The organism is Bradyrhizobium tropiciagri (assembly GCF_001189845.1).
GTDB classification, from domain to species: Bacteria; Pseudomonadota; Alphaproteobacteria; order Rhizobiales; family Xanthobacteraceae; genus Bradyrhizobium; species Bradyrhizobium tropiciagri.
Window position 1 is genome coordinate 44,270 of record NZ_LFLZ01000017.1, and the last position, 13,048, is coordinate 57,317.

The 13,048-nt window shown below is 59.1% G+C and carries 10 protein-coding genes; 8 read left to right on the top strand and 2 right to left on the bottom strand.

The window, feature by feature from the left end; all coding sequences use genetic code 11:
* Position 1 precedes the first annotated feature (1 nt).
* Positions 2-5,884 (top strand): AAA family ATPase, encoded by a 5,883-nt coding sequence (locus AKN84_RS15945; RefSeq protein ID WP_050421644.1) that lies wholly within the window; start codon positions 2-4, stop codon positions 5,882-5,884.
* On the opposite strand, the gene AKN84_RS15950 is transcribed toward AKN84_RS15945, so the two are convergent.
* Entirely contained in the window at positions 5,879-6,256 is a 378-nt protein-coding gene (locus AKN84_RS15950) for a response regulator transcription factor (protein ID WP_244485174.1), read from the bottom strand. The two genes, AKN84_RS15945 and AKN84_RS15950, sit on opposite strands and share 6 nt — an antisense overlap.
* A 239-nt stretch (positions 6,257-6,495) precedes the next feature.
* On the opposite strand from AKN84_RS15950, the gene AKN84_RS15955 reads away from it, so the two are divergent.
* From AKN84_RS15955 to AKN84_RS15980, 6 genes are all read left to right on the top strand, one after another.
* A complete protein-coding gene (locus AKN84_RS15955; protein WP_050421645.1) occupies positions 6,496-7,122 on the top strand; it encodes a response regulator transcription factor in 627 nt (208 codons plus the stop codon).
* 296 nt (positions 7,123-7,418) lie between these two features.
* Positions 7,419-7,868: a winged helix-turn-helix domain-containing protein gene (locus AKN84_RS15960; protein ID WP_128970870.1), complete on the top strand. Its 450-nt coding sequence runs from the start codon at positions 7,419-7,421 to the stop codon at positions 7,866-7,868.
* 33 nt (positions 7,869-7,901) lie between these two features.
* Positions 7,902-9,836, top strand: a complete 1,935-nt coding sequence (locus AKN84_RS15965; protein WP_050421647.1) for an FUSC family protein — start codon at positions 7,902-7,904, stop codon at positions 9,834-9,836.
* A complete protein-coding gene (locus AKN84_RS15970) occupies positions 9,836-10,039 on the top strand; it encodes a DUF1656 domain-containing protein (RefSeq protein ID WP_050421648.1) in 204 nt (67 codons plus the stop codon). Before AKN84_RS15965 ends, AKN84_RS15970 begins: the two co-directional genes overlap by 1 nt.
* Before the next feature lie 11 nt (positions 10,040-10,050).
* Entirely contained in the window at positions 10,051-11,235 is a 1,185-nt protein-coding gene (locus AKN84_RS15975; RefSeq protein ID WP_128970871.1) for an HlyD family secretion protein, read from the top strand.
* Positions 11,236-11,757: 522 nt separating this feature from the next.
* Positions 11,758-11,991 (top strand): DUF6894 family protein, encoded by a 234-nt coding sequence (locus tag AKN84_RS15980; RefSeq protein WP_050421650.1) that lies wholly within the window; start codon positions 11,758-11,760, stop codon positions 11,989-11,991.
* An 81-nt stretch (positions 11,992-12,072) separates the two neighbouring features.
* On the opposite strand, the gene AKN84_RS45535 is transcribed toward AKN84_RS15980, so the two are convergent.
* Complete coding sequence (locus tag AKN84_RS45535) at positions 12,073-12,234, bottom strand: type 2 periplasmic-binding domain-containing protein (RefSeq protein WP_193399658.1); 162 nt, start codon at positions 12,232-12,234, stop codon at positions 12,073-12,075.
* Positions 12,235-12,343: 109 nt separating this feature from the next.
* Between AKN84_RS45535 and AKN84_RS15990 the strand changes: the two genes are divergently transcribed.
* On the top strand, positions 12,344-13,030 hold the full coding sequence (locus AKN84_RS15990) for a histidine kinase dimerization/phosphoacceptor domain -containing protein (RefSeq protein ID WP_050421652.1): 687 nt from the start codon (positions 12,344-12,346) through the stop codon (positions 13,028-13,030).
* Positions 13,031-13,048 lie beyond the last annotated feature (18 nt).

Consider the following 13,048-nt stretch of genomic DNA (forward strand, 5'->3'; position numbering starts at 1 on the left):
GATGGTGCAGCATTCACTGAACAGCGTGTACTCGGATGGCAGCTCTCAGATCCTCTGGGGAGACGGGGAACGCGTCTTTCGTCGCGGCTGGCGCGTCGACTATGACGGTAAGCCGCGCGCCGTGCTGCTCGTTGCTCCTGCCGCCGACCACCCGTCTCGCTCGACCTTCGACCATTTCAGTCACGAATACGAACTGAGGGACGAACTCGATAGTACGTGGGCGGTGCGGCCATTGGAGCTCGTGCGCGAAGCCAATCGAACCATGCTGGTGCTCGACGATGCGGACGGCGAGCCGCTCGAGATGTTGCTTGGCGCGCCGATGGATATGGGGCGCTTCCTGGGCCTCGGCTGCACGATTGCCTCGGCTCTGGGTAAGCTTCACCAGCGCGGCCTCATCCATAAAGATGTCAAGCCGAGCAACATGCTGCTCAACGTGGCGACCGGCGAGGTCCGGCTGACCGGGTTCGGCATTGCGTCGCGTTTCGCGCGCGAACGCCAGTCGCCTAACCCTCCCGAGACGATCGCCGGCACGCTTGCCTACATGGCGCCGGAACAGACTGGGCGGATGAATCGGTCCATCGATTGTCGGAGCGACCTCTACGCGCTCGGCGTCACCTTTTATCAAATGCTCACCGGCGCTTTACCGTTTGTCGCTGCGGAGCCAATGGAATGGGTGCACTGCCATCTCGCCAGGCGGCCGGTGCCGCCGGCCGAGCGGCTGAAGGAAATTCCCGGCGCCATTTCAGCGATTGTGATGAAGCTGCTCGCGAAGAGAGCCGAGGACCGCTATCAGACCGCCGCCGGTCTCGAGCACGATCTTCGACACTGCCTGATCGAATGGCAGGCACAGGGCCGGATCGACGACTTTCCGCTGGGCGAACACGACACGCCCGACCGGCTCGTGATTCCCGAGAAGCTCTACGGACGGCGACGCGAGGTCGAGACCTTGCTCGCCTCCTTCGATCGTGTTGTCAACGGTGGCCCCCCGGAATTGGTCCTGGTCTCGGGCTATTCCGGCGTGGGCAAATCCTCGGTCGTCAACGAGATCCAGCCGGTGCTAGTACCGCCGCGCGGCCTGTTCGCCTCCGGCAAATTCGATCAGCTTAAACGCGACATTCCCTACGCGACGCTTGCACAAGCCTTTCAGAGCCTGATCCGATCGCTGCTCGGCAAAAGCGAAGCCGACCTCACAGCTTGGCGCGATGCCTTGCAGGACGCGCTGGGACCGAACGCAGGACTGATGGTGGATCTCGTTCCCGAGCTGAGGCTCCTCATCGGAGAACCGCCGCCGGTCGTTGAGCTTCCGCCGCAGGACGCGCAGCGGCGCTTCCAGTTGGTGTTTCGGCAGTTCATCGGCGTCTTCGCTCGACCGGAACATCCCCTGGCGCTGTTCCTCGATGACCTGCAATGGCTCGACGCGGCGACGCTCGACCTTCTGGAAGACCTGTTGAGCCGGTCCGATCTCCGCAATCTCCTCCTCATCGGCGCCTTCCGCGATAACGAAGTCACCTCAGCGCATCCGCTCATGTGCAAGCTGGAGGCGATCCGCGCAACCGGAAGGGTGCAGGATATCAAACTTGCTCCGCTGACAACCGAACACCTGGGGGAACTTGTCGCGGACTCGCTCCGCTGCGACGCGGAGCGGGCCGCCCCGCTTGCAAAGTTGGTGCACACGAAAACCGACGGCAATCCGTTCTTCGTGATCCAGTTTCTCCACGTGCTCGCCGATGAGGGGCTGCTGGCCTTCGATTGCGCGCGGGCATGCTGGTCCTGGGACCTTGGTGGCATTCGCGCCAAACGATACACCGACAACATCGTTGAGCTTCTGGCCGGGAGGCTGACGCAGCTATCGCTTGAGACGCAGGACGCATTACGGCATCTCGCTTGCCTCGGCAATGCCGCCGACGTCGCGATGCTTTCGATCGTTCTGGGAACCTCTGAGGAAGAGGTGCACGCAGCTCTGTGGGAAGCCCGGAGACAACAATTGATTGATCGTTTCGATCGCTTCTACAAGTTCGCTCACGATCGGATGCAGGAGGCCGCCTATGCGCTAATCCCGATAGGGTCGCGCGCCGGGGCACATTTGACAATTGGACGGCTGCTCGCGGCGCATATTCCATCAGAGAAGCGCGACGATGCAATATTCGAGATCGTTGGCCAGCTCAACCGCGGCGCGCCGCTAATCACTTCACAGGACGAACGCGAGCAGCTCGCAGGGCTGAATCTGGCCGCCGGCAAGCGCGCTAAGGCTTCGTCGGCCCATGCTTCCACGCTCAAATATTGTACCACAGGCGTGGCGCTGCTGACGGACGATTGCTGGGAGCGTCGGCATGAGCTCATCTTCACGTTAGAGTTGCTCCGGGCAGAATGCGAATTCCTGACCGGCGAGTTGGGCGATGCAAATGAACGCCTGGCTGCGCTTGCAACGCGTGCCGCCAATCCGGTTGAACGCGCGACCGTTGCGTGTTTGCGCATGGACGTGCACACGATGTTCGGCAGGAATATTGATGCGGTCGCCGTGGCCCTCGAATATTTCGGTCAACTGGGTATCGAATGGTCGCCGCATCCAACGGAAGAGGAGGCCCGATGCGAGTATGGGCGAATTTGGTCAAAGCTTGGCGAACGCTCGATCGAGGATCTGAGCAAACTTCCGTTGGTGAGTGACCCGGCATCTCTCGCAACATTCGATGTCTTGGTCAGGCTCGGGGCGCCGGCACGATTCACGGATATGAATCTCTATTCATTGGCGGCCTGCCGCGGCGTCAATCTCAGTCTGGAGCACGGCAACTGCGACGCTTCTTGCATCACCTACATCCGAGTTGGGATGCTCGCTGGCCCGTCGTTTGGTGATTACCAGACCGGGTATCGCTTTGCCCGGCTCGGCTACGAGCTGAGCGAAGGATGCAAATCGAAGCGCTTTCAGGCCACAGCATATCAGATCTTCGGTCTGGTTACACCTTGGACGAAACACGTGAAGACGGGCCGAGATCTGCTGCGACGCGCGGTCACGTCGGCCGATCAGATCGGCGATCTTACCATTGCGGCGTTCAGTTGGAGCCAACTGGTAACCCACATGGTGGCGGCGGGAGATCCGCTTGTTGACGTGCAACGGGAGGTCGAGGGCTGTCTCGCGTTTATGCAGAGGACGCGGATGGGCCATTGGCCTAATGTTGTCGCTGCCCAGCTTGCATTGGTCAGGATGTTGCGAGGGTTGACGCGAACGTTCGGTTCCCTGGACGGCGACGAATTCGACGAGAATCAAGTGGTACGCCTGCTATCCAGCAATCCAAATCTGACGCTTGCCGCCTGCTGGTATTGGATTCAGAAGCTGCAGGCGTGCTTTTTTGCCGGAGACTACGCCAATGCTGTTGAAGCATCATCCGAGGCACAACGGCTAGTGTGGACCGTGACGTCGTACGTCGAAAGCGCGGAATATCAATTCTATGCTGCGCTCTCCCATGCAGCACTTTACGACGCCGCGCCCGCCGAGCAACGGCAGCAGCATGTCGATGCACTGGCCGGTCATCACCAGCAGCTCCGCGTGTGGGAGGCCAATTGCCCGGAGAATTTCGAGAACCGCGCTGCCCTGGTCGGCGCGGAGATCGCCCGGATCGAAGGCCGCGTGCTTGATGCCGAGCAGTTGTATGAACAGGCCATCCGCTCGGCGCGAGACAACGGCTTTGTCCACAACGAGGCGCTCGCCTACGAGCTGGCCGCCCACTTCTACTTGGCGCGCGGCTTCCAGGAGATCGCGCATCTCTACCTAAAAAACGCGCGGGATGGCTATCTCCGATGGGGCGCCGACGGAAAGGTGCGGCAACTCGACCAACTCCATCCGCAGCTGAGGAGGGACAAGCGTGCGCCGGCTCCAGCGGGCACGATCGAAGCGCCCGTCGAAAATCTCGATCTCGGGACGATGATCGAAGTCTCGCAAGCGCTCTCTGGCGAGATCGTGCTGGAAAAGCTCATTGACAAACTCATGCGCGCGGCCCTCGAGCACGCCGGCGCCGAACGAGGTCTCTTGATTGTCCTGCAAGGTGATGAGTTGCGGCTACAAGCGGAAGCGGTCGCTAGTGGAGACAACGTAAAAGTGCATCTGCGGGACGGGTCCTGCAGCACGGCGGCGTTGCCGGAGTCTTTGGTTCGTTACGTAGCGCGCGCCCGCGAGACTGTGCTTCTCGACGATGCTTCAGCTCAGCATGCATTTTCTGGCGATCCTTATATTCTTCAGAGTCCTGTCCGTTCCATTCTCAGCATACCGCTGATCAATCAGGGAAAGCTCACGGCGGTTCTCTACCTTGAGAACAATCTGACGACGAACGTTTTCACACCTGACCGGATCGCGTTATTGAAGGTGCTTGCGTCGCAAGCGGCAATCTCGCTCGAAAATTCGCGGCTTTATCACGACGTCGCGGATCGAGAAGGGAAAATTCAGCACCTGGTCGACGCCAACATCATCGGCATATTCATTGCCCGCGAAGGCCGGATTCTGGAGGCCAATGACGCATTTCTACGCATCCTGGGATATGACCGTGAGGACCTGGCTTGGGGACGCGTGCGCTGGGCCGACCTCAGTCCCCCCGAATGGCGCGAGCGCGACCTGCTCACGCGGGCACTGCTGGATTCAACAGGGATCGCTCCGCCATTCGAGAAGGAGTATCTTCGGAAAGATGGAAGCCGCGTTCCGGTGCTTGTTGGCGCTACGCTTTTCAAACAAGGCGGGGGCGAGGGCGTCGCATTTGTCCTCGATCTGACCGAGCGAAAGCGGGCGGAGGAGGTGCTGCGTGACAGCGAGCGAAGTTTGCGGTCAGCAATTGACGGAATACCGGGTCTCGTTGGGTTCCTGGCCCCGAATGGTGAGGTCGAAGCCGTCAATCACCAAATCCTCGAGTATTGCGGACAGTCGCTGGAGGAGTTGAGGAATTGGGGAACAAACGGAACGGTACACCCCGACGATCTTCCCCATGTCGCCGAAGTGTTCACAAAATCGATCGCCTCAGGGATTCCGTACCACCTCGAACAACGCGTGCGACGCTTCGACGGGGAATATCGGTGGTTTGACAACCGCGGCGTGCCACTTCGCGATGCTTCTGGGCGTATTACCCGTTGGTATGTTCTCCTGACAGACATCGAGGATCGCACGCAGGCGTTGGCGCGATTGCGGGAGATGGAATCGGATTTCGCGCACATGAACCGCGTCAGCACGATGGGAGAATTGGCTGCTTCGCTGTCTCACGAAATCCTGCATCCGATCGCGACCGCTCGCAACAACGCTCGTGCGGGGATGCGCTTCTTGGAGATGAATCCTCCGAATCTAGGTGAAGTCAGGGAAGCGTTCGCTTGTGTTGTCAGGGACGCCGACCGAGCCAAGGACATCGTCGTACGAATGCGCGATCACGTCAGGAAAGCGCCACCGCGAAAAGAACGCTTTGATCTTAATGCGGCGATCAACGAAGTGCTTGTATTGGCGCAAAGCGTGACCTACAGGAATCGTGTTTCGGTCCAGACCCGGCTTGCGGATGGATTACTTCCGGTTCTGGGGGATCGCATTCAGCTGCAGCAAGTCTTGCTGAACCTGATTTTGAACGCGGCTGAAGCAATGGGCGCGATTGAGAAGAGGGCTAGAAGGCTGTTGATCAGCACTGAGCAGCACCAGGCAGGCGCCCTCGTGGCCGTACGCGATTCCGGGCCAGGCATTGATCCGGCCGATCTCGATAGAGTCTTCGACGCGTTCTACACCACGAAGTCTACCGGGACAGGCATGGGGCTGTCGATATGCCGCTCCATCATCCATGCTCATGGGGGCAAGCTATGGGCGGAAGCGAACGAACCTCGCGGCGCTGTGCTTCAGTTCACCTTGCCGGCAACCCAAGAGGACTCATGAATTGTCTTCGATCGGCGTATCGGGCTGCAGAGCCGAACGCAAGCAGCGTTCGAGATGGTTGTCGTCGAGTGGCTTGCTGAGGTAGTAAATAACGCCATTCTTCAGGGCCCGATCCCTGGCAACCTCATCGGGATACGCGGTAATGAGGATCGTCGGGATCGCGTGTCCTGCATCGAGCAAATGGCTGTGTAGCTCGAATCCGGTCATTCCGGGCATGTTAACGTCGGCGATCAAGCAGCTGGTTTCAGCCAAGAGATGCGATGCTAGGAAATCGGCTGCCGACGGAAACGCTTCGACAGTGTAGCCAAGCAGCATTACCAGCTTTCGCATTGACTCGCGAAAGGGCTGATCATCATCGACGATTGATATCAATCTACTATTCAACATCGCGGATTCCGGGCACTGCAGCATACTGGCGAGGCAACACCTCGCGCAGCATGGAACTGTCGCAGTGTCAGCGACAATCCCGAATAACGCAATGCCCGTAGCGCTAAGCGATAGCTCAGGTCTTCGCCGATTCGCCTAGGCAACAGTTACTGTTCATCCCGAAAGTTTGTAAGTAGAATAGCGCCATTGGGAAGAATGCAGTACTCTTTCGCAGGATACCAGGAATGGCCGACGCAAATCCCAGTGTCTTGGTCATCGATGACGATCCCGAGTTTCGCGATTCGGTCGCGCGGCTGTTGCGGACCATCGGCCTCGACGCCCGGCAATTTTCGTCTGTTCCCGAGTTTCTCAAGGCCGATCCGCCGGAGGGGCCTACTTGCCTCGTACTCGATGTGAGAATGCCGGGGCAAAGCGGTCTTGACCTTCAGCGCGAGCTCACCGCTGCAAACAGACAAGTGCCGATCATCTTCATCACAGCCCACGCCGACGTGCCGATGACGGTGCAAGCGATGAAGGGCGGTGCCTTAGAGTTCCTCACAAAGCCATTCCGTGATCAGGACCTACTTGACGCCGTTGAGGCCGGCCTCGCTCGTGATCGTGCCCGTCGAGAGCGTGAAGGGGCTTTGGCTGCGCTCAGGGAGCGCTTCGATACGCTTAGCTCCCGCGAGCGGGACATCATGCTCCATGTCGTGGCCGGGCGCCTGAACAAGCAGATTGCCAACGATATCGGTATAGCCGAATCCACGGTGAAGGTGCATCGTACCAACCTGATGCGAAAGATGAAGGCGCGTTCGCTTCCCGAGCTCAGCCGGATGGCAGACATGCTCAATGTGAGACTACAGCATACATAAAGTTCCTCGGTTTGCGGGCATGCTGCTGTGCATTCGCGCGCGAGGGCGCTGTCCATCCGCGCAAGCTTCCATTTTTCGAGTTTTGCTGCGCCGCTGATTCCCCTTACGCGCGTTTCCAAACATTGGTTTCAGAGCGAGGTTCGCGCGCTCGCCTCTAAGCGATCGCTTAGCGCAAGCGACCATAAGCGAACCTCGGAGTACTTCCCGCGTAATCGACCGCAGCGCCCCAAGCCGCCAAATTACGTCTCATAGGGCTGTTGTCGGCATACCGTCTGAACCAAGCACGCGAGGTTATAATGCACGCACTTACCGAACGCTGGGCGCACCCCGAATCGGAAGTTGACGTAGAAGATGCCGTTCAACGTCGGGAAATGGACAAGGGAGTTTTCGAGAAGCGAACCGAATCAGCCGATGCCCCGGCAGCCAAGGTCTCATTCGGACCGTTTTGTCTGCTGCCGACCCAATTTCTTCTTTTGGAGGGCGACAAGGCCGTGCCTCTCGGAAGCCGTGCCCTGGAGATCCTCATTGCTTTGCTTGAACGGCGCGGCGCGCTGGTCAGCAAGCAGGATTTGACCGCTCGCGTGTGGCCCAATCTATTTGTGGACCCCTCCAACCTCACGGTCCATATGTCTGCATTACGTCGTGCGCTGCGGGACGGCCAGAACGGGAATCGGTTCATCGTCAACATTCACGGACGTGGCTACTGCTTCGTCGCCTCAGTCGATGTGTCGGGGGACGAGAACTGAGCGCGAGTGGCGAAATATCGCCGAGGTAGCACCGTGGTCGCGACAACATCAGAGCAGCCGCTCACTGAAGCGAATATCCCGCTCAGCTCCTGGAGCTTCGCCATCCGCGTGTGGCTGGCTATGATGCTGGCCTTATTCGTCAGCTTTTGGCTGCAGCTCGAAGCCCCGGCCTCGGCGGCGGTTACTGTTGGAATTCTCGCCGAACCGACCCGTGGTCAGGCGTTGGACAAGGCAGGTTTTCGATTGCTGGGCACCATTGCGGGCGTGGCGGCATCGATCGCAATCACCGGGATATTCGCCCAGGCGAGGGATCTGATCCTCGCTGCATTTGCGGTGTGGATTGGCATCTGCGTCTTTGTGGCGAACCTTTTGGACGGCTATCGGGCCTATGCCGCAGTACTGTCCGGTTACACTGTCGCGCTCATTGCGACACAACAGATCGACAACCCGCAGCACGTGTTTGAATCAGGCGTAGCACGCGGCGCTGCGATCGCGGTCGGCGTCCTGTCGATGGCGGTCATAAATACGTTGATGGACACCCCCGACCGTCATCCACGACTCATGATGCAACTCGCAGCAATTCGTCGCCGCGTTCGGGAGTATGCGGGCGGTGCCGACGGCAACCGACCAGGCAGCTCGGCTACATTCCTGACGCTACTTCGGGAAATCGTGGTGCTCCGACCTGAGGCCGCGAGCGTAGCTCTCGAGACGAGCAGTGGTTTCGTCAGGAGCGTCGCCGCCCGCAGCGTGGCGGTCGGATTGGTCGCTGAATTGCAGGAAGCCCGGATGTTGAACAGCGGTCCTGTTGATGTCGCTAACACGGATCAGGCAGAAGCTGCGCTCGAACGAGCGGACGATTTCCCTCTGCCGGCGCTGCAGCTGCCGGGACCTTTAGCAGAACAGAAGCATCTACGTGACGATGAGGCCGAAGCGTCGGCATGGACAGCAAGAGAATGGCTGCGTCGGGACGAAGAGGTTTACCAGGATCTGTTAGCCCTGATGTCGGCGCGATGGCCACTGCGGTCTTGGCGTGCGCCCTTGTATCGATCCTACAGAATTGCAGCTGAAAGTGGGGTCCGCGCCGCTCTGTGGCTTGCAATTGCCTCAATTGTCTACGTTTGGGCTGGATGGCCTGCGGCGAGCGCCTCGCTGTCGTTTGTCGCGCTGATTATCGGATTAGGAGCCACAACACCGAGCCCGCGCAGCTTCACCGCCATCACGGTTGTTGGCTCACCGATCGCTGTTGCCCTGACCGGCATACTCGAGTTCATCATCCTCAACGGCGCCGACGCCTTTCCCGTGCTGGCGATCGCCATGGCTCCCTTCACGATCGGTGCAGCCATTCTCATGAAGTCACAAAACCCACTGTGGTCATCACTCGGCCGGGTGAATCTGCTTTTCTTACCGGTTATCCTGGCACCGAGTAATCCGCAGACCTACAATCCGCAGAGCTTCCTATTCACTTCTCTTTTTCTTGTCGCGGCAGCGGCGCTGGTGCTCGCGACACAAACGCTGATTCCTCCAGTCTCCGATGAGAAACGCAGGATGCGGCTGCTCGCGGAGGCTCGCAGCGAGCTGCATGAGCCGGGCCGCTTGAATGGAGAAGATCCGGAAGAGGCAACGTTCCGGGACGCTTCGCGAATCGCGCAATTTCTAGCCGCTGGAGGAGCGCAAGACCCTCGTGCCCTCGCAGAAATGCTCTCCTGCCTCGACCAATCGGCGATGGTCCGGCTTTGCGAGGCGAGGCTGATACGGCTCGCCGGTGGGCCACTTGCGGCACTCGCGGACAGAGCACGCGCGGCGATCGGCAAACGAGATACACTGACCCTGCGCACGATTGCTCAACAGTTGCGTGAACCGGCCCCACAGGTAGCGTCGATCGAGGCGGATGCTGCTGCGTGCCTAATCGTGACGAGCAAGATCCTCGATCGGGGCAACGGCGTCGAGTTCCCTGAGGAGGCAACTTGATGGCTCATACCTTTCCAGAGCTGATCATCGGAGGCGTTCTGGTGGCGCCGTTTGTGACGTATTTGATGACGGCTCTCGTCGTCGTCATCGTCCTGCGACCGCTTCTGCATTTCGTCGGCTTTGAGAAGATGTTCAGTAACGCCTCAGTTGCCGAACTGAGTCTATACGTGGCTATTCTGAGCTTATTGGTGCTGTTGTTCTAGAGGAGGTGGCCATGGAAGCGACTGTCCATGATGAGGCGGTTCAGCAAGACGAGACGAAGGCAGCCGTCACGGGCTCATCGCCGTGTGTCGGTCATGCATCGGCGCGCCAGGCCAGTGAACTCGATGACGTCGCGCGAGGAGCATCGGAAGGTGATCCAAACAACAAACCGATCGTTTCGTCGCCCAGCAAGTCCAAGGCATGGCGGCGAGGTGGCGCATGGCAAACCGGGCGATTTCTGCTGCGCAAGGTAGCTACAGCTGGGATCGCGGTCGTTGCGGTGCTGGTCGCGCTCGTGACCTGGGACCAGTACAACGCCGGGCCTTGGACACGGGACGGGCGGGTTCGGGTCCAAGTGGCGAGTGTGGCGCCGGAGATCTCTGGAAAAATAACGGAATTGCGAATCGTCGACAATCAATTCGTTCATAAGGGCGACATACTGTATGTCATCGATCCATTCGATTTTGATGTCGCGCTGCGCACGAACAACGCGGTCTTGCAGCAAAGAACGGCCGACCTGAGTGTGAAGGAATTGCAGTCCGAACGTCGACGACGCTTGTCGGATCTGGCGAGTAGTACCGAAGAGAAGCAGGTCTACGAGGGAAATGCACTGCAGGCAAAGGCCGCTGTGGATTCGGCCCAGCAGCAGGTGCGACAAGCGGAGATCAACCTGCGGCGGACTGAAGTGCGCAGTCCGGTGAACGGAATTGTCACCAACCTCCTGCTCCGAGAGGGCGACTACGCACATCAAGGCGCCACCAATGTTTCAATCATCGACACCGACAGCTACTGGGTTGACGGCTATTTCGAGGAAACCAAGCTGGCCCGTCTGTGTGTGGGCGACCGCGCCGAAGCAAAACTGATGGGCTACCCAGTGCCGATCACAGGTCACATCGCAACAGTGACGCGCGGCGTCAGCGTATCCAACGCAGCGGCTTCCACGCAGGGTTTGCCAAACGTCGATCCGGTCTACACTTGGGTACGATTGGCGCAGAGGGTGCCGGTCCGGATCGCGATAGACAACGTGCCGCCCGGCGTGCCGCTGGTGTCAGGCTTGACCGCAACGGTCACGATCAGGGACGGCGAGAGCGGAGCGCTCTTGCAAAGAGTGCGAGCTGAACTCGAGACGAGCTTCCTTGGACTGGTCGGCGAAAATCCGGCGCGGCCAGGCTGCATTCCTAGCCCTTCATCCCCGTAGCCGTCGTGACAAGTTCATTTGCGGAGTTCGATCATGAGGAAAAGAGCCGGTCTAATCGCGCTTGCTGCGATCAATGCATCTACTGGTCCCTCGCTTGCGGCCGTCAAACAAGGACATCCACACCTCTTGCGCGCGTTGGGCGACGGTGCAACGCCAACCGGCCGATGCTACCGACAAAGATAAAAAGCCGCCGCGCCTATGCCGCCTCATTCTATGTGTCGGTGATGTTACGGCAGATCGCTGCTAAGCGCGTCGACGGCGAGCGGGTGTTGGATGCATCGATTCCGTCATCAACGCTTTCAACGACGTGCTCGCGACGAAGTGGGGCGGTTCAGCCACATTTACTCCTCAACAAATTGTAATCCGGCGAGGTGCGCAGATGATCCTGTTTCCTCTCATGACGACCTGGATGTGGTTCCAAATCCTCAGCGTACCACCCCTTCTGTCTTTCGTACCGCCCCGTCGAGGAAACGGCAACGCTGAGAGCTTGCGGCCTCCGGTCCCACTAGAAGGAGGCCATACATGACCCGCATGTTTTTCCATTGCTCGAATACCAGGAGGGTGATCTTCGACTACCGCGGCACGATGGTGGACGGTCTTACCGACGCGCGCGATCATGCGACCCGTGTCGTGCAATCCTTCACCAACGAGCGTAGCCTCGCCGATTGGCGTGACTGGGTCTTGCACGTCAGCGATGATCAGGGCGATGAGTTCTTCGTTGTTCCGTTTACGTTCGTGCTCGGCAAGCCGAATTAAGGGTTCGATGTTCCGGGCGATGCTTGGGCCAAACCACACTCTCCACTTGGAAAAGCTGACGGCTGGAGCTCCGCGAAGACTTCAGCCTGACGCTGCAAAATCGAGGAAAGCACGGACCTTGATCGGCAGAAACCGCTTGGCCATGTACACGAGATCGACTGGCAGTGGTGCCGGCTGGAATTCATCGCGCAGCGTTGTGAGGGCTCCGCGCTCTACGACGAGATCGCAGCGGTCGCCAACCATGTCACCGTCCGTTTTGAAGCCAAAGGCCTCACCGCTCACGGCGCGGGACGTTGCCAACCTGCGTGAGCAGGTAGCGTACTGACCATAGGGAATAATCGCGGAGCGCGAGATGACAAAACACGTTGTGCAATTTCCAAATCTGGATGGGTTGTTACTTCTTCGTGAACTGAACCACAGAGTAGATAACGAGCTCACTTGCGCAATCTGCACGGTTTCAGCAAACGCAATCGAGTCGAACAACGCGGCGGTCAAAGCTGCGCTGCTCGGCGTCGTGGACCTGCTGCACCAATGGGCCGATGTTCATCGGGCATTGCGCATGCCGGATCAGGAGCGCTTCACCGATGTCGCGAAGTATCTCCAGCAGCTTTGCTTCACTGTGACAAAATATCGACTAGAACGCCTGGCGATACGTGTCTTGTTCTCAGGGGACGATTTGCTGCTTGAAGGTGAACGCTGTTGGAAAGTTGGGCTGATTGTGTCGACCAATGCGGCACGGCATGCGCAATTCGACGGTAGACATCCAGAATTGCGAGTGGAATTGCTGCTTGCAGGCAGCCTCGTGAGATGTAGGGTCTGCGACAATGGCTCGATGCCTGAACCAATCGGGCGCGGCGAAGGGCTAGCAATTATCGGCGAACTCGCCGGCAGTTTGGGGGGCCGCGTTCATACGTCCTACGCTGCCGAAGGATCCTCCTTCCTTCTCACGTTCCCATTGACTCATACCGAGCACCGAGCCGCCGCCGCAACTCATGTCGTTCTGTTCAAGCGGAAGAAGATGCGCCGCCCTCGTCGGTAGATCGTTTCTGGACCGGCG